The following is a 22534-nucleotide window of genomic DNA, read 5'->3' on the forward strand; positions in this document are numbered from 1 at the left end:
TTATCACATTCTTATGAGTTTTTTCTATAGATTTTACGTTTTAATGTCAATTATGCAAATTTTTACACTTTTTTTGTCATATTTTAATAAAATAGGAGGTTAAAATACCCCCTATATTTTATCTTAAATTTGTCTTTGCTATTTCTATAGATGATTTCGCATCTTTAGAATAATAGTCTGCCCCAATCTCTTTTGCATACTCACTAGTAAGTACTGCACCACCAACAAATACTTTCGCATCTAGTCCTTCTTTTCTTATTGCTTCTATTGTTTCTTTCATGCTTTTAACTGTAGTTGTCATTAAAGCACTTAATCCTATAAGTTTTATATTTCTATTTTTAGCCTCTTCAACAATTACATCAATATCAACATCTTTCCCTAAATCTAGGACATCATACCCATAATTTTCAAGCATTATCTTTACAATATTTTTACCTATATCGTGTATATCTCCTTTTACAGTTGCTACTATAATTTTTCCTTTTTGCTCTATACTTTCACTTTTACTTTGTAAACTTACTTTTAGAATATCCAGTGCTACTTTCACAGTCTCTGCCGATTGTATTAATTGCGGTAAGAATATTTCACCATTTTCATATTTTTTACCTATTTTATCTAGTGTAGGTATAAGTATTTCTTCTATTACTTCATTTTCTGATTGACTTTTTAAAATATTTGGTATTACTTCTTTTATTTCTTCTTTAAGTCCTCTTTCTATTATTTGTTCTACTGATAATTTTTCTTTATTATTTTGTCTTGTATTGATATCTTTATTATTTACAACATTTGCATATTTACTTATGTAATTTATACAATTTTTATCTATATTTTTTATTACTTTAAAAGAGTTTATAACCTCCATCATGCTATCTTCATTTGGATTTATAATTGGTAAGTCTAGTCCATTTGCTAATGCCATAGTTAAGTAAGTACTATTTAAAGCTTTTCTATTTGGTACACCAAAAGATACATTTGATACACCTAATATAGTTTTAACTCCCAATTCCTCTTTTATCATTTTTATACATTCTATAGTCGCCATGGCCTCTGATTGCTGCGCTGAAACTGTAAGTGATAAGCAATCTATAAATATATCTTCTTTATTTATTCCATAAGATATTGCTTTATCTACTATTTTTTTAGCAATATTAAATCTTCCTTTTGCCGTTTTTGGTATTCCATTTTCGTCTAAAGTAAGTCCAACCACACATGATCCGTATTTTTTTACTATCGGAAGTATTTTACTTAAGGATTCTTCTTTTCCATTCACAGAATTTACTATAGTTTTACCGTTATAATATCTAAGACCTTGTTCTAAGACATCTATATTTGATGAATCCACTTGAAGAGGAGTATCTATAACAGATTGAATTTCTTTTATAACCATAGGCATAAACTTTTCTTCTTCTATATTAGGTATTCCTACGTTTACATTTAATATTTCAGCTCCACCATTTATTTGTTCTAAACCTAAGTTTATAATGTAATCAAAGTTTCTATTTTTTATTGCATCTTGAAGACTTTTTCTCCCTGTTGGATTTAATCTTTCTCCCATAACAGTCGGAGCTTTTATTTCTACAACCTTTGATGGTGAGCATACAAAACATTTATTTACTTTCTCTACATTTACCTTTTTTAATTCATCTAGATTATTAGATATTTTATTTATAAAAGATGGATCTGTTCCACAACATCCTCCTATTATTGATGCACCTACTTTTACAAAATTTTTAACACCTTTATAAAATTCCTCTGCATCTACATCATATGTAGCTTGTCCATCCACTATATTTGGTAGTCCTGCATTAGCTTGAACCACTACCGGCACCTTTGTCATCTTAGCTATTCTCTCTACTATTGGTAAAAGCTGCTTTGGCCCTAAAGAGCAATTTACACCTACAGCATCTACTCCTAATCCTTCTATAGTTAAAACCATACTTTCTGGAAGGCACCCAGTAAAACTTCTCCCATTTTCATCAAAGGTCATAGTACAAAATACAGGTAAGTTAGTATTTTCCTTAGCTGCTAATACTGCTGCCTTAGCCTCATATAAATCCATCATAGTTTCTATTATTATTAAATCTGCACCAGACTTTTCACCTTGTATTGCTTGTCTTTTAAATATTTCATATGCCCTATCAAAACTTAGTGTTCCCATAGGTTCTAACATTTCTCCTATCGGTCCCATATCTAGTGCTACAAATTTATTATTAATATTTTGTGATTCATTAATAGCTTTTTTAGCAACTTTTACTGCATTATCTACTATTTTTTCTACAGTATACCCTAGTTTTTCTAATTTTAGCTCGTTAGCACCAAAAGTATTTGTAGTTATTACATTTGACCCTGCATCTAGGTATGATTTATGTATTTCTAAAAGTTTATCTGGATTTTCAAATCCAAATATTTCTGGATTTTCCCCTATTTTTAAACCTTTTTGTTGAAGCATTGTTCCCATAGCTCCATCAAATATTAATATATTATCTTTTATAAAATCTCTTACATTCATCTCTGTCATCCCCTTTTTTATATTTACAATTTTTGTTATTTTGGCATTTTGAACATGATTTAAAGCTTTGAATTGTTTTATCTTCTGATATTCCTATTATCGCTATAACAGACTTCCTTGGAATCATTATTCCACTTTCAGTTATAGTCAAACCGATTTCTTTTTGACAATTTAATAGATTTATTATTTCTCTATTTTTTTCTATTGGTAAGTCCCCATATCCTGGGCTATATCTTGATGTTATGAATTTATTAGTATTAATTAATTTTTCTTGTATTTCCAATTGTAGTCTATCACACAACTCTTCTACAGCTGTGGTAGCACAAGCATCTAATATTATGCTTTTGTTTAATTCATTATAAGAACGCTTTTTTATTTCTTTTTCTATTTCTATTCCTAGTGTTGTAGCCATTATTATACACTCACTGCAACTATCTAACAAATTATATAAATCTCTACTTTTTAATGTTAAATTACTTCCTTTTATATATACATTATCTCCATATGGTTTGTTATCTTCTCTTAATATAGGATAAACCCTCAAAATATATCGAGGGTTTATTGTTGATTTAGTTATTTTTATGCATTCATCAATTATATTATGAAGATTTTCATTTATTTCTTGACCTTTGTACTCTAGATATCTTAATACTTCATTTTTATCTATATCTATGGATTGCGAAAAGTCAATTCTCATTTATTATTCTCCATATATATTTAGTGAGAATCCTTTTTCTAAAGCTTCTCTAGCATATTCTTGTGCTCCAAATAGAGATAAATCTTTGTAGTTCCCACACTCTACAGCAGTAGCTGCTGGTATCTCTTTAGCATCTAAAACCATCTTTAATGCTTTTTCTAATCCTTCTTTTATAACTGCTGGTTCTACATCTCCCCATACTATTAAGTAGAATCCTGTTCTACATCCCATTGGAGATAAGTCTATTATGTTATCTATTGTTTCTCTTAAATAAGTAGCTAATAAATGCTCTAAACCATGCATAGCAGCTGTTCCAAATGTTTCTGCATTTGGTTGTAAGAATCTTATATCAAACTTACTTACCATATCTCCTTTTTCTCCATTTAATAAACAACACTTTCTAACATAAGGTGCTTTTACTTTTGTATGATCTAGTTTAAAACTTTCTACTTTTTGCATTTTAATTCCCTCCGATACTTAAATTTTTTATATGATAATATTATACTTCATAATAAGGATATATTATCAAGTTTTACATGATATTTTTATTTATTAAATTAATTTTTTATTAAATTTCTAAATATTTTATATTAATTTAAGCTTTACTTCAAAAATAGTTCTGCTACTATTACTTTCAACTTTGATGTTTCCCCCATGTAACTCTACTATATTTTTAGCTATAGCTAGTCCTAGTCCTGATCCACCATCATTTCTATTTCTAGATTTTTCTACTCTATAAAATCGTTCGAATATATGAGGTAAGTCTGAAGAAGGTATTTGTTCTCCATAATTTATAATTTGGGCTATAGCCATATTGTCTTGTTTTCTTGTTACTATATCTATATATCCCCCATCCTTACCGTATTTTATCCCATTGCTTATTAAATTTTCAAATACCCTTACTAACTTATTAGCATCTGCATTTATTATTAATTTATCTTCAGAAAAATCTGTTCTTCCTTTTATATCATTTTGCTTAAATTCATATTTAAACTGTTCCGTTATTTGTCCTAATAATTCTACTAAATTTATATCAATCTTATCTAAGCTTATAGTATTATTTTGCATCTTTGTAAGTTCAAACAAATCATTTATAAGAATGCTCAAGCTTTTAGATTTTTCATATGCAATCGTCGTATAGTATCTAAGTTCAACTTCATCTTTATATCTATCATCTTCTATTAGACCTAAGTATCCTATTATAGATGTCAAAGGTGTCCTTAAGTCATGTGAGACATTTGTTATTAAATCTGTCTTAGTTTGTTGTGCTCTTCTCTCTTCTATTGTTATATTTCTCAACTGTGAAACTATACTATTAATATTGTTTCCTAATTGTCCAACTTCATCTTTTGATACAACTTGTATAGTTTGATTTAAATCACCATTAGCCATAATATTAGTTGTATTTATAATTTCACTTATACTCTCAATCTTTTTCTTCATAAATATAATATATATAGGTATTGTTATTAGTAGAATTAGTATTATATAAATTAAATCTCCTATATAATTATTTTTTGCATATAAAAATTCGTTTACTACATTTATAATTACTTGGGGAATTTTCGCATAACTATTCATATACATATCTATTAATTTAAAATAAATAATACCTATTATGCTACCGCCTATAACTAAGCTAATTATAAAATATATTATGGGCTTAAAAGCATATTCAAACAAAATTTTTTTATTTTTCAACTTTATATCCTACCCCCCACACAGTGTGTATTATTTTATCATCTATATGATTTTCTATTTTTTCCCTTATCCTACTTATATGAACCATCACAGTGTTATTAGATTGGTAGTATTGTTCTTTCCATACCTTTTCAAAAATTTCTTCTGTACTAAATACACGCCCTTTATTACTAGCTAATAGATATAAAATATCAAATTCCCTAGATGTTAAAGGTATTTCAATTTCTCCAACAGTAACCTTATGTTTACTTTTATCTATATTTAAATTTTCTATTGTTATTATATCCCGACTATATTTTGATTTATTATTAAAATAATACGCTCTTCTAAGTAATGATTTCACTCTAACTGTAAGTTCTAATGGATTAAAAGGCTTTGTCATATAATCATCTGCCCCTGTCATTATACCTTGAATTTTATCCATATCTTCAGATTTAGCACTTAGTATTAATATAGGAATATCTAATTTTTCTCTTATCCTTCTACAAACTTCTATTCCATCTATACCAGGCATCATTATATCTAGTATCATCAATTGTATATCTTCTCTGTCTAATATATTTAAGGCTTCTATTCCATCTTCAGCTTTTATTACATCATATCCTTCATTTAATAAATATATTTCAAGAAGATTTCTAATTTCCTTTTCATCATCTACTACAAGTACTTTATTTTTCAAATTCCATCATTCCTATCTATATAATTCGTTTTTATATAATACTTCTACATTATTCGTTAATGTTTCACATAAAACAATTATAATATACTTTTATTGATTTAATTTAATTAATTTTTACTAGCTGTATACTCTTCTAATGTAGAATTATTTTCATATATTTCTTTAGCTACATCTTTCCCTACATATCTTATATGCCACGGTTCATATGACTTACCTGTTATATCTTCTTTTCCTAATGGGTATCTTAATATAAACCCGAATTTATGAGCATTCTCTGCTAACCATATAGCTTCTTTCGTACTACCTACAAACCATCTATCTTCATTAGTCACGTCTATACATAATCCAGTTTGATGTTCACTACTACCTGGCTTAGCCACATATTCATTAGCCTTTGTTAGTCCATCCGAAATAACCTTTTTAGTATATATATCTTTTTGAGTTGCATAAGATCTATACGCTGATGTACCTAAAAAATTAATTCCTTCTTCTTTTGCTTGCTTAAATAACTCCTCTACTGCTTTTGACGCAACCTCTTCCATTTGTTTTTCTTCATTAGTTGCATTATCGATAAAAGGAATGTTTGGCACATCACTTTTATATGGTTTATAGTTTTCATCTAACTTATTATCATTGTTTACTAATAGCGTGTTTGTTATAATATTTGAGTTACTTTTATTTAATATTTTTTCTTGTGTTGATGTTTTTCCTGGCATTAATATTTTTACTAAAATAATTGTAACTGCTACTATTATTATAATGGGTACTATAACCCTAAATTGTTTCATAATCTATCTTCTCCTTTTAACCTTAACTACTACATTTTCAATGAAATTGTAGTGAATTTTCATAGGTTTATTTTAAAAGATAGATTTTAAATAACTTATAAGTAATTCTTAAGAAATCTTAAGTTTATTAAATTTTGATGGAGGACACAAATATGACTATGCAAAAACTTCTTAGTAAAGCTCGTCAGGCTATACAAGATTTTGATATGATACAAGATAACGATAAAATAGCAGTAGGACTTTCTGGAGGAAAAGATAGTTTAACATTACTTCACATACTGAAAAACTATCAAAGATTCTCACCTCAAAAGTTTGAATTGATTGCAATAACGCTAAACCCTGGTGGTGTAGACAATTCACCATTATACAAACTTTGTGAAGATTTAGATGTAGAATTTCATGAAGTTCAAACTAATATAAAAGAAATTGTATTTGATATAAGAAAAGAGAAAAATCCATGTTCATTATGTGCCAACTTAAGACGTGGTGCGCTAAATGGTACTGCTAAAGAACTAGGATGTACTAAGGTTGCGCTTGGGCACCATAAAGATGATGCAATAGAGACATTTTTAATGTCTATGCTATATGAAGGAAGAGTTAACTGTTTTTCTCCAAAGACGGTTATGGATAAACAAGATTTAACAATAATAAGACCTATGATTTATATAGAAGAATATATGACAAAAAAGGCCACAAGAAAATATAACTATCCAGTTATAGAGAATCCTTGCCCTGCCGATGGTCATACTAATAGACAAAATATAAAAGAACTTGTCCAAAGATTAAATAAAGAAATGCCAGGTTCAAAAAAGAACATATTTGGAGCTTTAAATAATCCTGATAAATTATTTATATGGGATAAAGAAAAAATAAAATAAATATAAAATCTTAAAAATATTATATATCTTAGGTATCAATCTATGAATTAATATTATATTATTCAATTCATAGATAATACGTCAAAATGACTTAAATTTTATTTTGGCGTATTTTTTTATCTATAATAATTGTAATATTATCTCATTGAAGTTTTTTATAGTACCTGAATCGTATAATTAAATCAGATAAATATATAAATAAAAAAGACACTTATGATGCACTTAGGTAACCGACTAAGATCAACAAAGGATGGTCAAAAATGTATTTTAATTAAATTAACATAAATTAGCTATAGTAACTCTAGTAGAAAAACATCAAATGAAGTTATGAAAAAATGAACTGTTTTGAAAATAATTAACTCATCATCCAAAACAATTCATTTAAATTTTATAAATTTTTATTAGTTTTAAGCCACACTAAACTTCCATAAATCCTTAGTTTCCTTCATGAAAATATCTATATCCCAAGTTTTATTGCTTTTTTCTTTACTATCAGGGTCATTCACTATTATATTTCCATCTTTATCTACGCCAGTTAAGACTATATAATGTCCTTGAGTTGTAAATGTTCCTGGACCCATAGTTGCTATTATTGGCTCTCCTTTTTTAAGAGTAGATATAATTACTTCTTTACTTAAAGGTATTTCTTTGCCCTTTAGCCCAAAGTTGCTTGCTCCATCAGTCATTAAACTCCACTTAGAGCCTATGCCCTCTACATAGTACCCGCTATTATAAGCAAAATCTGAAACTGCCTTTGGATTTATGTTTGTATTTCCTGTAAGACCTACCGCAACCATTGCTAAAGAAGTTGGTCCACATCCATCAATTGCAATAAAGTTTGAACCATATTTATCGTATCCCCATCTTTCGTCCCATTGAAGGAAAAGTGGTATTTCACCTTTTTTGTAATCATCTTTTACAGATATTTTTTTACTTGTTTTTGAATCATTATAGATATAATCTGAAACAAAATCTATAGTTTCAGGCTTTTTAGCTGCTAAATCTAATAAATCCTTAGGATATAAATCTATATTATTTAATATCTTTTTTACTTTTGGATATTCATTTGATTCTTCGACTAAACTAATTATAGTTGGATCATTTGAGTTTAAATTTTCTTTAGATATTAATTCATCCCCTTTATTTCCAGACATTGTATGCTTCCCCAATATGGCTACTAAACCTATACCTAATATAGCCGCTACGCCTATAATAGAATATTTAACATTCTTCTTCATCACTCTTTTTTTCTTCTTTTTATAGACCATTATGTCATTCTCCTTTTGATGCATATAAAAAACATCTAAAAGCTACCCTATATAGGTTTATTCTATACTTCATAGTTTCCAGGTGTTTTATTTTTACTATAATCTTAAGTCATTCAGCTATTTTCTAGTTGTATCAAACAACTTTGAGCATAATCACCTTCTAACATATTAACTAACTTGTCCATGTTCTTTAATTGAGCTTTATCAATTAATTCTGTAGTAATTTTAGATATTAAGTTTACAGTAGATTATATAAACTAATATCCTTTAGCTTAAGGTTCATCTCTTATTCTATATAACTAAATTACAATATATATTATAATCTATATTTTATAAAAATTTTATTAAGTAATTATCTGCATTATCATATTCCACAATGCTTATAAAGTAGTTTATTATTCAAAGTTACAACACCATCATTTTTGATATATCCATTAACGAAATTATATGTTAATATAATACCTTAATACAATTCTATAACATATTAATAATCAAAAAAGACGCTTATGATAAGCTTAGTTAATCAATTAAAATCAACAAAAGGAATATCAAAAATGCATTTTAACCATACTAACATAAACTAGCTAGCAAATCTAGAGGCAAGTTATTACTTAGGTGCAAAAGAGAGAGGCTTACTTCCAGTTACTTAGTGAACCATAGGTAATTTTCCTTATGTAAATTAACAATTTAGGATATAAAAATCTCTTTATCAATTAAACTTATATCTTAAGAAAATATAATTTTTATAACAAAAAAAGACTGTTTCCGTTACAGTCTTTTTAAAGGGCTATTAAAATTTTTATCAAATACTATTTAAGGGGGGTTAGTATTTTTATAGTTATAATTCTATATTTAGAAGGAGCATTAAGTATAGCTCCTCCTTTTATGTCAAATTCTTAAATGTCAATTTTTTATGTCCGTTCCTAATGCATATATCATCTTATGTCATTTCTTGTTGCCTATGTATACAATGTACTATATTTTTGTATAGCTGTCCATAATACAAAATATTTTTTATAAAAAATTTACCTTTTATAACAAATTTAGTTTTTCTATAAATATTTTATAAATTTATATTTTAAAAATCCTTATAATGAATAAGTTCATAGAAATGCATTTAATATAACCGCTATGAACTTTGCTCCTGAAGAAGTCGGATCTGAAATTCAGAAACATATACCAGAATTTGAGCTTAGCTATAATGTAGACCCTATACGTCAATCTATTGCAGAATCTTGGCCTAATTCTATAGATTCATCTTGTGCAGTAGCAGAATGGGGATTTAAGTTCGAACATAATTTAAGTAAGATGACATCAGATATGCTTAGTAAATTATCATCAAAATAATATATAATACGTTTATATAAAATATATGTAATTATTTACATTCCATAGATTCTATCAATAGGAATTTAAGGTGTTTAAAGATTATTCCTATTGATAAAATCTATTTTTTTACTTTTTTAAAAAAAACAATTCTATATACATTATTATGGTTTTATTGTTTATTTAGATATACCTTCCGTTCTATATCCAATTTCTTTATTTGCTAGCCTATATGCTTCATTTATCATGTCCTCTTTAGACATGCTATTACCAATTAAACTATCTATGGTTATTTGATTTCTTTCACTAAAATATTTATCTAAAAGTTGATTTTCTATATCCTCTTGTTCGGCCACATCTCCTTCGTGTAGTATATACTTCACATTTATTCCATTTTCATTTAATCTTCTTCCAACTAATATACTCCTATGACATCTGATTGGATCTTGCATTGCCCCTAAAAGAGCAATTTTATATCCTTTTTTACACCCATCTTTTATTCTCTCTATCCCCTTTTTAAATATATCTTCTTTGCTTACTTTCTCAAAATCAGCAAATCCTTCTCTATTATAAGATTCTTTTGATCCTCTCCTAGCTCCAAATTCTTTTCCCATGTATATATATATAAATCCTTCTTTTCTTAAAGTTTTACAAAAATCTTCTCTATTGTATTGAATATTATACCTAGAATATGGAGTTTCTCTAATATCTACAACACAATTTATATTGTATTGATTTAACATATCTATAAGCTTTTCAATTGGATAATTAGAGTGACCTATCGCAAATACTTGCATAACTTCACCACCTTTTTTAATGCACTTTTACTTATATTTATATCCAAAATGAATTTATATAAATTCTATTATTTTAAATTAACTATTTAAATAATTAGTGTTTTTTATTATTATATCTCATAAACAAAAAATGATAGTCTATTGATGATTGATTTAATCTCATAGACTATCATTTTATTATTATATTTACTTTATATATTTATAAGTTTAATCTACCTTCTCTATAGGTTTCGAAACTAACAAAATAACTTGAATCATTGTAGTTATTAATGATGTTTTTCTTTTATAAGCCATATATCTTCCATCCCAAGAATCACAGTATTTTTCTTTGAACTTCTTTAGACCTTGGAATGAATAGAATTTATGTCCATGTGAATATACCTTGGCAGCTATCTTCTCACCTAGAAATGCATACTTTGATATACCTACATTTGATAATGGAGCCATACCCATATTAAATCTTGAGTATCCATTTTCTTTTCCCCACTCAAATAGATTAACGAACATGAAGTCCATTATTCCATTACAAGTTTCATGTGAAAAACGCATTAAGTCTATCGATAAAGTTTTATGACCATCATACATCGGCATAAAGTTAGCAAATCCCTTTATTTCACCATCTTTATTTTTAACTATAGATATTGGATTTCTACTTAAATACTCTACATCGAAAAATCCTATTGAGAATCCTTTTTCTTGTCTTCCACATAGCCATTCATCAGATACAGCTTTTATACTATCCATAAATTCATCACTGAAAGGAGGCTTTACAACTTCAAATGTATATTCTTCTTTGCTAACTCTTGATATAGCATTTCTTACACTCTTCATTTTTCTTCCTTCTAATGTAAATTTATTTAAATCTACAGCTGCCTCTTCTCCTAATTTAAAGAACTCATATCCTGTTTCATGAAGGTATGGAATTAATTTATCATCTATAGCACAGAATGTTGGTATATATCCATATTTATCAGCTAACTCATAGAATTCCTGAATAGTATTAAATATATTTTCATCATTCCCTACTGGATTTCCTAATATAAATATCTTATTAGCATAAGTTTGATATTGTATTAAAACATCCTTATCTTTATTTATATAAACATACTTATCATTTAAATATATAAAGTGTATTATAGATGTCCCGCCAAATTTATTTAGTATATTTTCTACATCATCTTTACATTCTTCTAATTTCATCTTAGGGAATTCATTTTTACCATTCTTATAATATATAATACATAAGAATAATATGGCTATTATAAATCCAGCTATACTTAAAAACATTACATTTGATGATGCATTTGAAAATTGTATTTGATATTGAGTAAAAGGTATCTTTCCTACTTTTCCATGAACGCTTGCGTAGAAAGTATATAGATATAGTATTAAGAAAGATAGCAATATTATTACATCTTGTATAAATATTCCCCAACGCATTACAAAACTTTCTCTATAAAATTGTTTTTTACCAAGCCAAATTATAAGACCTACTATTACTAAATACAATGCTCTACCATAGTCCGTTCCTTGTGCGAAAGTCACCCCAATACATAAGGCAACTATTATTAAAGTTAATTTATAAATATTTTTTGATTTATAAATTAATAATCTAGACATAGCTATAAGTAAAAATCCTAATACTATGGCAAATTTATCTGGTATATATATTATTGATAGATGTGAGACTCTACTTATTATATTTATTTTATTTATAACTTCAGGAATAGCTTCTGATATTAACAGAATACTTCCTGTTAATAGTACAATAAGTACTATACCTATATGAGCCATTTTTGATAGTATAGTCATTACTATATCTCTTATATCATCATCTACAGTCTTCCACATTACATTTCCATATAAAATTAATCCTATAATTAATGGAACTATATAATAAGAAATTCTATATAGGAATATAGCTAATAAAACTTTCTCTGATGGAACATTTAAAGCTTGTAATCCTAGTATCATTGTCAAATCAAAAGAACCAAGTCCTCCTGGTGATAAACTTACAATAGCCACTATAATTGCTAGTACAAATACCGGGAATAATTTCATAAATGATATATTTGCATCTAGTACTAACATGATAGAGTATATTAAAACTATAGTTGTTAACCATTCTAATGCTGATATTCCCATTATAGTTACCGCATCTTTAATATCTTTTCTATCTTCATCATTTCCCTTAATAAACTTATATATGAAGTATATTGATATTGCCGGGAAATATATACTTATTATTAAAGTTAATATGCTTGTCCAATCATTTAACTTTAATGACTCAAAATTAGTGATGGCATATATGAAACTTACCATCGAAAAACCAGTTAAATTTAAAGCTACTATTTTTGATATCTCTTTTACAAGTAACTTTTTGTCCTTCACATAATTACCATAAAAATTACTCTTTAATGCTATGGCTGTACTTCCTCCAAATCCAGCTATACTAGCAATTGAACTAGCTATCCATGAGAATTTATATAACTCCCTGTTATCTAAGTTGATATTCACTCTTCTTTTTAGTACAAAATCGTAAAGACTTAAAGGAAGATATGAAATAATTCCTAAAAGTATTATTGTTATTGAGTTTATAAGCGTTAACTTATCTGCATATAGTTTAAATGTATTCATATTAAATGAAGAAACTACACTGATAAACTCTTTCATAACTATAACAAATATTACTAATGCTATTAAATACTTTAATGTATTTTTTAATTTTACTTTATTTATAATTATAATCTCCTCCTTTTATATTTCTGATAATAAGGCTATTTTACCATACTTTGACACAATATATCCTTACATTCTTCTTTATCTTATATAACAGATTTGTAAGAATTTAAATTTATTGTAAAAGTTTTGCCTGACAATATATATTATTCTACAAAAAAAAATAGATATTTAAAATCTATCCCTTTTTATTTTTAATAAACTTCTTAATACTATTGCTTTATATTACTAATAATATTAAATATTCATACTATTTGTTAATAATATAAATTTTAAAGATAACGGATTTATAGTTAACAATCTTTATAATAATTCCTTACATAATTCTTGTAAATACTTTTCAAATCTTATATTATCTTCTTTCTTCCTTTTTGATGGACCCTTTACTCGAGCACCTGAGCTTCTTAGTTTTTTTGATATATGTCTTGTAAATAGTAATTGGTCTATATTTTCATTTGTATATACTCTTCCATTTTGATTTATTGGGTATCCTCCCTTTGAAAGTGCCATTGCAGCTAAACCGTAATCTTGAGTTACTATTATATCACCCTTATTTACTTTATTAACCAAAGAAAAATCTACGGAATCTCTTCCTTTTGATAAGACTATAGTTTCTACATTATACTTATCAAAGTTATGTGATGTATCACACATTATTAATACTTCTATATTAAATTTTTTAGCTACTTTTATTGTTATATCTACAACTGGGCATCCATCACCATCTATTAATATTTTCATAATTTCCCTCTTCTCTTTTATATGTAATACTACTCTATAGTATTTTACTTTATAATGTTTATTAATTACAAAAAAAGATGAACTAATTTTTAAATTAGTTCATCTTTAAATTAAATTATTTTTATATACCTCGTAAATACTAAAAAATTATTAATTATATTAAATTTATTATCTGTTTTTTATCTTCTATCTGATTTGAGTTAAATGTTGCTTTTATAATTAATGGATCCCCTCCTAGTATATATATTTTCCCCGTAAAATATAAGGCTTCATCTATATCATGTGTTACAAATAAAACTGTTCTAGTTTCTTCTCTCAAAACATTTTTGAAAGCCTTCATAATGTCATTTTTATTTTTTATATCTATCGATTTAAAAGGTTCATCCATTATTATAAGTTTTGATGGTTTAGCAAATGCTCTAGCGATATTTACCCTTTGTCTGATTCCACCGCTTAAACTTTGAGGATAATAGTTTTCAAAATCCTGTACTCCCACCAAGTTTAAGTATTTTTTGCAAATTTTGTCTAACTCACCTTTTTTATAGTCATTTTTTAATATTAACTTCAGATTTTCCTTTACTGTTAACCATTCTACAAGCCTATCCTCTTGAAATATGTAACTTATACTATTTGTATTTATACCTTCTATTTTTCCGCTATCTTTTTCTACTATATTGCTAATTATTTTTAGTAATGTAGTTTTTCCGCATCCTGATTTCCCTAATATAGTATTTACTCTATTTTCCTTAAATATAATATTAAAGTCTTTAAATATAACCTTATCATCATATTTCTTATATAAATTTTTTATCTTTATATCCATACTACACTCTCCATTTAAAGGACTTTTTAGTTATAAACTTATTAAGTATATCTAAAGCAAATGAAATCATTGCTATGATTATTATCCATGCAAATATAGCTTCTGTATTAAAATTCATTTTTTCATATTGAATTACTGTTCCTATTCCATACTTTGGTTGCCCGTGAACCTCTCCTGCTATAACCACTTTAAAAGCCAATGAAAATGTAGACACTAATAAATTAGTAACTTGAAACTTTATTAATGGAAAGTAGATATATTTAAGTTTGTCTATTTTTTTTACCTTATAGATGTTTGTCATCTCTATTATGTTTTTATCAACTCCTAAAATAGAACTTAATACACCTTCATATAATATGGGGAAAACTATAAATATCCCAACTATAAAAGGTGCGTTGTCCTTATCAAACCATATAAGAGCCAATACTACTAAAACCATAGTTGGGATAGATGTTGATAAAGCATTTACGGGTTTTAGTATGTTTCTAAATAAACTACTTCCTGAAGAAACTATACCTAAAAATATTGAACTTATTAAAGCTAATAAAAAACTTACTATTGTCCTGTAAGCAGAGCTAAGCACATTTATAAAAAAATCTTCACTTTTAAATATAATTAGAATATTAGCTAGAACCACTTCTACTGTAGGTAAATATATCGGATTATCTATAAGTGTCGCTAATATTTCCCAAATTATAATTAATAATATACAAGATGCAAGTATCTGTAATCTATCTTTCCATAAAAATTCCTTCATCTGGTATATTTCCTCCTAGTGACTTTGGATTTGAGTCGAATAGCTTTTTATAATAGTTTTTGTATATATCCTTGCTATCTTCTATAGGTACGAATTTAAGATTTGCTCTTTCAATAGATTTTACAATTATAGGTTTCTCTGTTGAAACTTCTATTTCTCCACAGTATGTAGCAAGTTCTGATGGGTTATCATTTGCCCATTCTATCCCTTCTTTAACATTATCTAAAAATTTATTAGTAAAATCTTTATTTTCTTCTAAAAAACTATTCTTAACTATAATAGTTGCTTGAGGATATCCATATTCTGAATCTGCTATTTCTTTATATTCATCATTTAAGCCTTTAAATATTTTCACATTTTCTTTTTTAGTCATGAGGGCACTAAGAGCTGGTTCTGGTACTATTGCTGTATTTTCTTTACCAGACACTATCATTGGTACTAATTCACTTGGTGAATTTACATAGCTAAAATTAACATCACTTTCAGTATTTAATCCCTTTTCAGATATTATATATTGTGCTGTTATGTCTGGTGTTAAACCCTTACCTATGTTCATAATATTTTTTCCTTTTAAGTCTTCATAATTATTTATATCTTCTGTTGAAACTATGTAAGATGAACCAAACCCTGTTGTTCCTGCTATTTGGTAATTCTTTGTTTTGTTATAAACTATAGATGCCATATTAGATGGTACTATAGCTATATCTGGTTCTTCTTTCATAACTGTTGTTGAAAGGGTTTCTGATGTCTTTTCTATCGTATATTCAATTTCATAATTTGACTTTATTTCTGGTTTCTCTTTTATTAATTTAGCTATTGCTATTGTTGGTAATCCATCTGGAGATACCACTTTTACAACCTTCTTAAATGTTTCGTCTTTAATACTTTCTGATTTTTCTTTATCAATAGATGCACAACCTGACAATATCCCCATTGCTATTATTCCTGTTGATAAAATACTTATAAACTTCCTCATCTCTAATCCCCCTTTTTTATAAATTCCCTATAACACTTATTTGTTCAAATAAATTCTGTAAACTTTATTAAAAGATTTAATTTTTCTATCCTTTATATTTTCTATATTTATAATTAATTTACCTTTTATCATGTTCTTTAGTTTATTAATTATTTACTAAATAATTTAAAAATTATTAATTATAATTTCTATTATTCTCAAAATTACGAAAATATAAGATTTCTAATTATTTTGTTTAGATTAAATTTAAAGTGGTATTTATATTAGAGTAGTTAATATTTAATATATACTTAGGGAGATGAATTAAAGATGAAATCTTTAAAAGGAACTAAAACAGCACAAAATTTAATGAACGCATTCGCAGGAGAGTCAATGGCTAAGAACAAATATCAATTCTATGCTAAAATAGCTAGAAAAGAAGGATTTGCTCAAATAGGTGATATATTTGATGAAACTGCTCAAAACGAAGAAATGCATGGAAAAATATTCTTTAGATACTTATTAAATGATTTCACTGGAGAAGATGTTCAAGTGACAGGTTCTTACGGAATGGGTATGTCTAGTACTTTAGAAAATTTAAAAACAGCAGCAGCAGGAGAAAATGAAGAAGATACTCTTTACTTAAAATTCGCTGCAGATGCTAGAGAAGAAGGATTTGAAGAAATAGCTGCTTCTTTTACTCATATTCATGGAATAGAAGCTCATCATAGAGATAGATTCTTAAGATTAGCTAAGAATATAGAAGAAAATAAAGTATTCGAGAAACCAGAAGTTAAAGAATGGGTATGTACAGTATGTGGATATGTTCATTCAGGAACAGAAGCTCCACAAGTTTGTCCAGCTTGCAAACATCCACAAGGATATTATGAAATAAAAGCTGAAAACTTCTAAGGCTAAGTATATAAAAAAGGTTAAACACATATCATTTATCAATAATGTGTATTTAACCTTTTTTATATTTCATAAATTTTTACTTTCTATACTACTTTATATCGTTTATTCTAACACAAAAAAGCCAGGTATTTTACCTAGCTTTTTTGTGTTTAAAATCTATATACTATGCTTTTTTTACAACGCTAGACTTTAATTTCATAGCTCCAAAACCGTCTATTTTACACTCTATATCGTGTCCATCAGCTGCGTCTGGAACTAAACGTATACTCTTTACTTTTGTTCCTATTTTTATAGAAGATGAACTTCCCTTAACTTTAAGGTCTTTAACTACTGTTACAGCGTCTCCATCCTTTAATACATTTCCATTTACGTCTTTTATTACAACTTCTTCTTCAACTGACTCTGCTGGATTCCATTCGTATGCACACTCTGGGCAAACTAAAAGACTTCCATCTTCATATACATATTCTGAATTACATTTTGGGCAATTTGGTAAAGTTTCCATAATATTATTTCCTCCGTTCAATATAATTAATATTTTTGCTCATAGGCTATATAATATCATAGTCTTCTCATATTGACAAATCTTCATACCGACTAGGTTCAAAGTTAGTATTTATCCTTACTAATATAATTATTTATTGAACACTTAATACTGTTTATTTTAATATTTCTTGATAAATATCAAATGATTAATACTTTAAATCTCAAACTAATATAATTAAACATAGAATTACTTAACTAATAGAAATAATTTTACTACTACAACTTAGCTTCACTAAGTATTCTATTATAATTTCTATTTATTAGAATTGTAATTTTCACCTTAAAATAACAATATGATTTTTAAATAATTTGGAGGATAACAATATGAAAAATATGATTTTTAATGTTTTATATAATACAATATTTCATAATCATAATAAAGACAATCTAAAAATAAAGTCAATAACATCAAGACAAATTTCTTATGAAATTGAAGTTATCGCTGAAAATTTATATGTACCTTGGGCTATAGATATAAGCGACGAAGGTAAAATATATTTTACAGAAAGATCTGGTACTGTTAGAATTATTGAAAATGGGAAACTTAATCCACAGCCACTTATCACATTTAGTTCTCCTTTTGTAAGTCAGGGAGAAGGAGGATTAATGGGTATTGCCCTAGATCCAAACTTTTCAAATAACCATTATATTTATGTTATGCATTCATACCTAGAATCTAATCAAATCTATAATCGTATCGTTAGATTAGTTGAGAACAATAATATAGCATCCATTGACCAGATTATACTAGATAAAATCCCTGGAGGAAGTATTCATAATGGAGGGAGAATAAAGATAGGTCCAGACCAAAAATTATATATAACAACAGGAGATGCCGGAAATCCTGCATTAGCACAAGATCCTACAAGCACTGCTGGAAAGATACTTCGAATAGAATTAGACGGAAGTATTCCTAAAGATAATCCAATTATTAACTCTCCTATTTATAGCTTAGGTCATAGAAACCCTCAAGGCTTAGCATGGAATTCAAAAAATGTATTGTATGCATCAGAGCATGGGCAATCAGCGCACGACGAAATAAACATAATACAACCAGGAGCCAATTATGGGTGGCCTATCGTTCAAGGAGATGAAGAATCTACAGAAGTTATAACACAAAAACCTTTGATACATAGCGGTGAAGTTATATGGGCTCCATCTGGTATGACCTTCGTAAATCAAGGACCATGGGAAGGAGAATTACTCGTTGCTACTTTACGTGGACAACAGTTGCTTGGTATTTCGCTAAATGGAAAGGGAACAGTAGTTAAGAATGTAGAATCATGGCTAAAAAATGAATATGGACGTTTGCGTGAAGTTGTCCAAGGAAAAGATGGTTCAATTTACCTTGCAACAAGTAATAAAGACGGTAGAGGGAATCCTGATATAAATGATGATAGAATTTTCCGCCTCACTCCAAAATAAAAACACAGTTTCTAAATATACTTTCTTATGGCATAATCAAATTATTTTCTAAATAATTAAAGTAATTAAAATATAGGAGCTTACCTTTGATTTATGAAAAATATAGAATATATGTAAAGAGGTCTATAAAATATATTTTATAGACCCTATTAAACTTAATTCTCTTTTTTATGCAATTATATTTTTAATCACAGTAAATTTTTATCTATTTTTATAGAATTTATACTAAAGGTGCTTGAATTTGGGTAGTGAAAAGGAACATATGAAAATGGCCATCAACAACAGTAGTTTGTCCAGATACTAAATGAACATGTTTATTAGTTCCTGGTATTGGAATTGCTGGACCAGTTGTAACGCGTATTTGATGGAAATGATCTAAAAAGTCTGTATTGTCATTTCTGATTCTATGAACATGGTTTGTCCCACCATTTATTGGAATAGCTTCTCCTGTAACACCAGCAACTCTATGATTATGTCTGTCATCGCCTTCTTCAGCTAATTTAACACTTTCTGAGTATTCATGAACATGCGTCTGCATTTCGTCTTCTTCATGACAATTACAGCAATTACATTTATGCCAATTCATATGTTTACATTCATCTTCATTATGACATTTACAGCAATTATCTCTATGACAATTCATATGTCTACATTCATCTTCATTATGATATCTCATACATTTAAAGCTGTTACCTCTATTATCATTATCTCTTCTGCATCTATTATTTTGAAAACTCATTCTTTCTCTCTCCTATTATATTATATTAAAAGACTCTTATAAGAAATCTCTTGATATAATATATATGAGCATTTGTCAATTTCGTTCCTATTTCTCGTTAATTTTACATAATTCCCTCCTTTACACACCACTATAATTTTTCGTTTTTTAGTAAACAATTTTCCCTTCACTCTTGATACTTCTTACTTTTTTAGATTCCATTAATATGTATTAATAGTTAGATTATTATTAATCATAATACTCAAGTTAAAATAAAAGATTCTATTCAAAAAATATTATCCTCTTATATATTGAAACACCATCATTCCACTTTATTTCGTCAGAAAGGTGCTTTGGAATTAGTCTATATATTCTAATTTTTTATAAGTTATTGGTTAAAATAACATAAGTATTAAATATTTTAGGCAAAGGAGATATTTTATATGAACTTTTTAAATGGTCAAGAAACACTTAGCACCATTGACTGGATACTTCGTGCTATTATTGCTTTTTTCTTTTTGCTAGCAATTGCAAAGTTATTAGGGCATCGTTCCATTTCTCAATTAAGACTAATTGATTTTGCTATTACTTTAGTAATCGGTAATATTATTGCTCATCCATTGTCTGATGAAAAGCTTGGACTAGAAGGCTCCATCATTACAACACTTGTATTAGTTGTTCTATATATTTTGGGAGTATTCATAGTTCTTAAATTTCCGTACCTTGGAAAAATTATTAATAATCCACCAATCACGCTTATTCAAAATGGTGAAATCCTTTATAACGGGCTAAAAAAAGCACGAATATCAATCGATATATTATTAGAAGAATTACGTGAAAAAAAGGTAGAAGATCTGAAGAAAGTAGCATTAGCAACATTAGAGCCTAATGGTAAAATTTCTATTTTTTTACATCCAGAATATGAGCCCATTACACCTTCACATTTGTCTATTAAAGTGGAACCTTTTGGTTTTCCAAGAACAATTATTAAAGATGGTAAAATTAACTTTGAACAGCTAAAAATGCTTAATAAAGATGAGAACTGGGTTGTTTCCAAATTAGAAAGTTTATATCAAGTCGATGTAAAAAATGTTTTACTTGCCACACTTGATAATAAAGATAACTTGAATGTTTTTTTATATAAATAATCAATTGAGACATAAACATATCCATATACACAGATTAGTTTAAGCCTCTTTTATTCTAAGAATATCATTTATCTATAATGCTGTTATCAGAAACTTACTCTACGGATCTTATTTTTATTTAGTTTGTTATTTATCTCACTTACATACCTTTTTAAACCAATGAAAAATATCACCTTCTATATTTACATTTATCTGTCTCTTAGCAACATAACTACGTATTAAATGCCTTATCTAACTACTTCAAAATATCTATAATTGCTCTTTCATCCAATTGAACTAAATTCAAAATTAATATATTAATTTTGAATTTTATCCTTAAAAATCTAATAGAATTTTTTTATTTACTAAGTTGACAAAATCCTATATTTTTTAATATTTATTATATATAAAAAACCGTATCACTTCGTTGTGATACGGGTTTTTGTAATAACCTTAAATAAAACTATTGGTTAAATTACTACTTTAGTATAATTTTTTAAATGTATTTTAAATTACATAGCTCTAGCAGGGAATATTGCATCTAAAACTCCAATAACTATAGCTGCAAGTATTGCGCCTATAATAGTTACACCCATATCAGGTACTAAAAATTGTGCTAAATATATTATTATAGCTGCAATTATAAACCCTTTTATTCCTTTTCCAAAAGGAGATGCGTCAACTCCCATAAGTAATTCTGCTAAATAATCTAATCCAGATATAACAACTGCAGCTATTAAAAATGACCATATTCCATTGATTGAAAATCCTGGAGTTACAAATGATGTTATCATTAGAATAACTGCGACTAATATAAATCTTCCTATCCATCTTAATAAACTATTATTATTTCCTTTTTTTTCATTATTATCATGTGCCATATAAGCCACTCCTTTAATAAAATTTTATAATTACTTTTTGTTATTAAATCTCTACAAATAAATCTTCAGTATTTATTAAATAGTTCATTTTTAATAATAAATATTTATTATTTTTACATTATAGTTATATATTTACCATTGTGTTAAATATTATTCCTTATAATATTGAAAAACCTTACAATTATAATTTTATTATTATCTAAAATCCTAATAATCCCTATTTTTAATTTTTGTAAGCTAGGTTCGAGTTTAATAGTTAAAGGA

21 protein-coding genes are annotated in these 22534 nt (G+C 27.1%); 5 read left to right on the forward strand and 16 right to left on the reverse strand.

What is annotated here, in order from left to right:
- Positions 1–118 precede the first annotated feature (118 nt).
- The 6 genes from I2H23_RS11920 to I2H23_RS11945 all read right to left on the reverse strand — a co-directional run bounded on the left by I2H23_RS11920 (position 119) and on the right by I2H23_RS11945 (position 6374).
- Positions 119–2509 (reverse strand): homocysteine S-methyltransferase family protein, encoded by a 2391-nt coding sequence (locus tag I2H23_RS11920; protein WP_195581682.1) that lies wholly within the window; start codon positions 2507–2509, stop codon positions 119–121.
- A complete protein-coding gene (locus I2H23_RS11925) occupies positions 2481–3206 on the reverse strand; it encodes a vitamin B12 dependent-methionine synthase activation domain-containing protein (RefSeq protein ID WP_195581683.1) in 726 nt (241 codons plus the stop codon). Before I2H23_RS11925 ends, I2H23_RS11920 begins: the two co-directional genes overlap by 29 nt.
- Before the next feature lie 3 nt (positions 3207–3209).
- Positions 3210–3665 carry an S-ribosylhomocysteine lyase gene (locus tag I2H23_RS11930; protein WP_092921587.1) on the reverse strand — a complete coding sequence of 152 codons (456 nt, stop codon included), beginning with the start codon at positions 3663–3665 and terminating at the stop codon, positions 3210–3212.
- 126 nt (positions 3666–3791) lie between these two features.
- Positions 3792–4649 (reverse strand): HAMP domain-containing sensor histidine kinase, encoded by an 858-nt coding sequence (locus I2H23_RS11935; protein ID WP_330615412.1) that lies wholly within the window; start codon positions 4647–4649, stop codon positions 3792–3794.
- Between the two features lie 247 nt (positions 4650–4896).
- Positions 4897–5586: a response regulator transcription factor gene (locus I2H23_RS11940; RefSeq protein ID WP_195581685.1), complete on the reverse strand. Its 690-nt coding sequence runs from the start codon at positions 5584–5586 to the stop codon at positions 4897–4899.
- A gap of 107 nt (positions 5587–5693) precedes the next feature.
- A complete protein-coding gene (locus I2H23_RS11945) occupies positions 5694–6374 on the reverse strand; it encodes a M15 family metallopeptidase (protein ID WP_195581686.1) in 681 nt (226 codons plus the stop codon).
- Positions 6375–6526: 152 nt separating this feature from the next.
- Between I2H23_RS11945 and I2H23_RS11950 the strand changes: the two genes are divergently transcribed.
- On the forward strand, positions 6527–7252 hold the full coding sequence (locus I2H23_RS11950) for a tRNA 2-thiocytidine biosynthesis TtcA family protein (protein WP_330615413.1): 726 nt from the start codon (positions 6527–6529) through the stop codon (positions 7250–7252).
- A 407-nt stretch (positions 7253–7659) separates the two neighbouring features.
- Here the strand turns inward: I2H23_RS11950 and I2H23_RS11955 are convergent, their stop codons facing one another.
- The gene (locus tag I2H23_RS11955) at positions 7660–8520 is read right to left on the reverse strand and encodes a C39 family peptidase (RefSeq protein ID WP_195581687.1); all 861 of its coding nucleotides are present in this window, start codon (positions 8518–8520) and stop codon (positions 7660–7662) included.
- A gap of 1131 nt (positions 8521–9651) precedes the next feature.
- Between I2H23_RS11955 and I2H23_RS11960 the strand changes: the two genes are divergently transcribed.
- On the forward strand, positions 9652–9867 hold the full coding sequence (locus tag I2H23_RS11960; RefSeq protein WP_195581688.1) for a hypothetical protein: 216 nt from the start codon (positions 9652–9654) through the stop codon (positions 9865–9867).
- A gap of 158 nt (positions 9868–10025) precedes the next feature.
- On the opposite strand, the gene I2H23_RS11965 is transcribed toward I2H23_RS11960, so the two are convergent.
- The 6 genes from I2H23_RS11965 to I2H23_RS11990 all read right to left on the reverse strand — a co-directional run bounded on the left by I2H23_RS11965 (position 10026) and on the right by I2H23_RS11990 (position 16679).
- Positions 10026–10643: a DUF488 domain-containing protein gene (locus tag I2H23_RS11965; RefSeq protein WP_195238378.1), complete on the reverse strand. Its 618-nt coding sequence runs from the start codon at positions 10641–10643 to the stop codon at positions 10026–10028.
- A 207-nt stretch (positions 10644–10850) separates the two neighbouring features.
- Positions 10851–13391: a bifunctional lysylphosphatidylglycerol flippase/synthetase MprF gene (mprF, locus tag I2H23_RS11970; protein WP_330383664.1), complete on the reverse strand. Its 2541-nt coding sequence runs from the start codon at positions 13389–13391 to the stop codon at positions 10851–10853.
- A 294-nt stretch (positions 13392–13685) separates the two neighbouring features.
- Positions 13686–14123 carry a YaiI/YqxD family protein gene (locus I2H23_RS11975; RefSeq protein ID WP_195238379.1) on the reverse strand — a complete coding sequence of 146 codons (438 nt, stop codon included), beginning with the start codon at positions 14121–14123 and terminating at the stop codon, positions 13686–13688.
- Between the two features lie 154 nt (positions 14124–14277).
- Positions 14278–14946: an ATP-binding cassette domain-containing protein gene (locus tag I2H23_RS11980; RefSeq protein ID WP_166506144.1), complete on the reverse strand. Its 669-nt coding sequence runs from the start codon at positions 14944–14946 to the stop codon at positions 14278–14280.
- Position 14947: 1 nt separating this feature from the next.
- On the reverse strand, positions 14948–15703 hold the full coding sequence (locus I2H23_RS11985; RefSeq protein ID WP_195238380.1) for an ABC transporter permease: 756 nt from the start codon (positions 15701–15703) through the stop codon (positions 14948–14950).
- Positions 15678–16679 (reverse strand): ABC transporter substrate-binding protein, encoded by a 1002-nt coding sequence (locus I2H23_RS11990; protein ID WP_166506146.1) that lies wholly within the window; start codon positions 16677–16679, stop codon positions 15678–15680. The genes I2H23_RS11985 and I2H23_RS11990 overlap by 26 nt, the downstream gene beginning before the upstream one ends.
- 309 nt (positions 16680–16988) lie before the next feature.
- Here I2H23_RS11990 and rbr point away from each other — a divergent pair, with 309 nt between their 5' ends.
- Entirely contained in the window at positions 16989–17570 is a 582-nt protein-coding gene (gene rbr / locus I2H23_RS11995; protein ID WP_166506147.1) for a rubrerythrin, read from the forward strand.
- A 166-nt stretch (positions 17571–17736) separates the two neighbouring features.
- Here the strand turns inward: rbr and I2H23_RS12000 are convergent, their stop codons facing one another.
- On the reverse strand, positions 17737–18078 hold the full coding sequence (locus I2H23_RS12000; RefSeq protein ID WP_195581689.1) for a zinc ribbon domain-containing protein YjdM: 342 nt from the start codon (positions 18076–18078) through the stop codon (positions 17737–17739).
- A 365-nt stretch (positions 18079–18443) separates the two neighbouring features.
- Between I2H23_RS12000 and I2H23_RS12005 the strand changes: the two genes are divergently transcribed.
- Positions 18444–19544 carry a PQQ-dependent sugar dehydrogenase gene (locus I2H23_RS12005; protein ID WP_195581690.1) on the forward strand — a complete coding sequence of 367 codons (1101 nt, stop codon included), beginning with the start codon at positions 18444–18446 and terminating at the stop codon, positions 19542–19544.
- A gap of 220 nt (positions 19545–19764) precedes the next feature.
- Here the strand turns inward: I2H23_RS12005 and I2H23_RS12010 are convergent, their stop codons facing one another.
- Positions 19765–20283 (reverse strand): YmaF family protein, encoded by a 519-nt coding sequence (locus I2H23_RS12010; protein WP_195581691.1) that lies wholly within the window; start codon positions 20281–20283, stop codon positions 19765–19767.
- A 422-nt stretch (positions 20284–20705) separates the two neighbouring features.
- Between I2H23_RS12010 and I2H23_RS12015 the strand changes: the two genes are divergently transcribed.
- Positions 20706–21410, forward strand: a complete 705-nt coding sequence (locus tag I2H23_RS12015) for a DUF421 domain-containing protein (RefSeq protein WP_166506151.1) — start codon at positions 20706–20708, stop codon at positions 21408–21410.
- A gap of 491 nt (positions 21411–21901) precedes the next feature.
- On the opposite strand, the gene I2H23_RS12020 is transcribed toward I2H23_RS12015, so the two are convergent.
- On the reverse strand, positions 21902–22270 hold the full coding sequence (locus I2H23_RS12020; RefSeq protein WP_166506152.1) for a phage holin family protein: 369 nt from the start codon (positions 22268–22270) through the stop codon (positions 21902–21904).
- Positions 22271–22534 lie beyond the last annotated feature (264 nt).

The sequence above is a fragment of the Romboutsia sp. BSD2780061687b_171204_C1 genome (assembly GCF_015560225.1).
GTDB classification, from domain to species: domain Bacteria; phylum Bacillota; class Clostridia; order Peptostreptococcales; family Peptostreptococcaceae; genus Romboutsia_C; species Romboutsia_C hominis.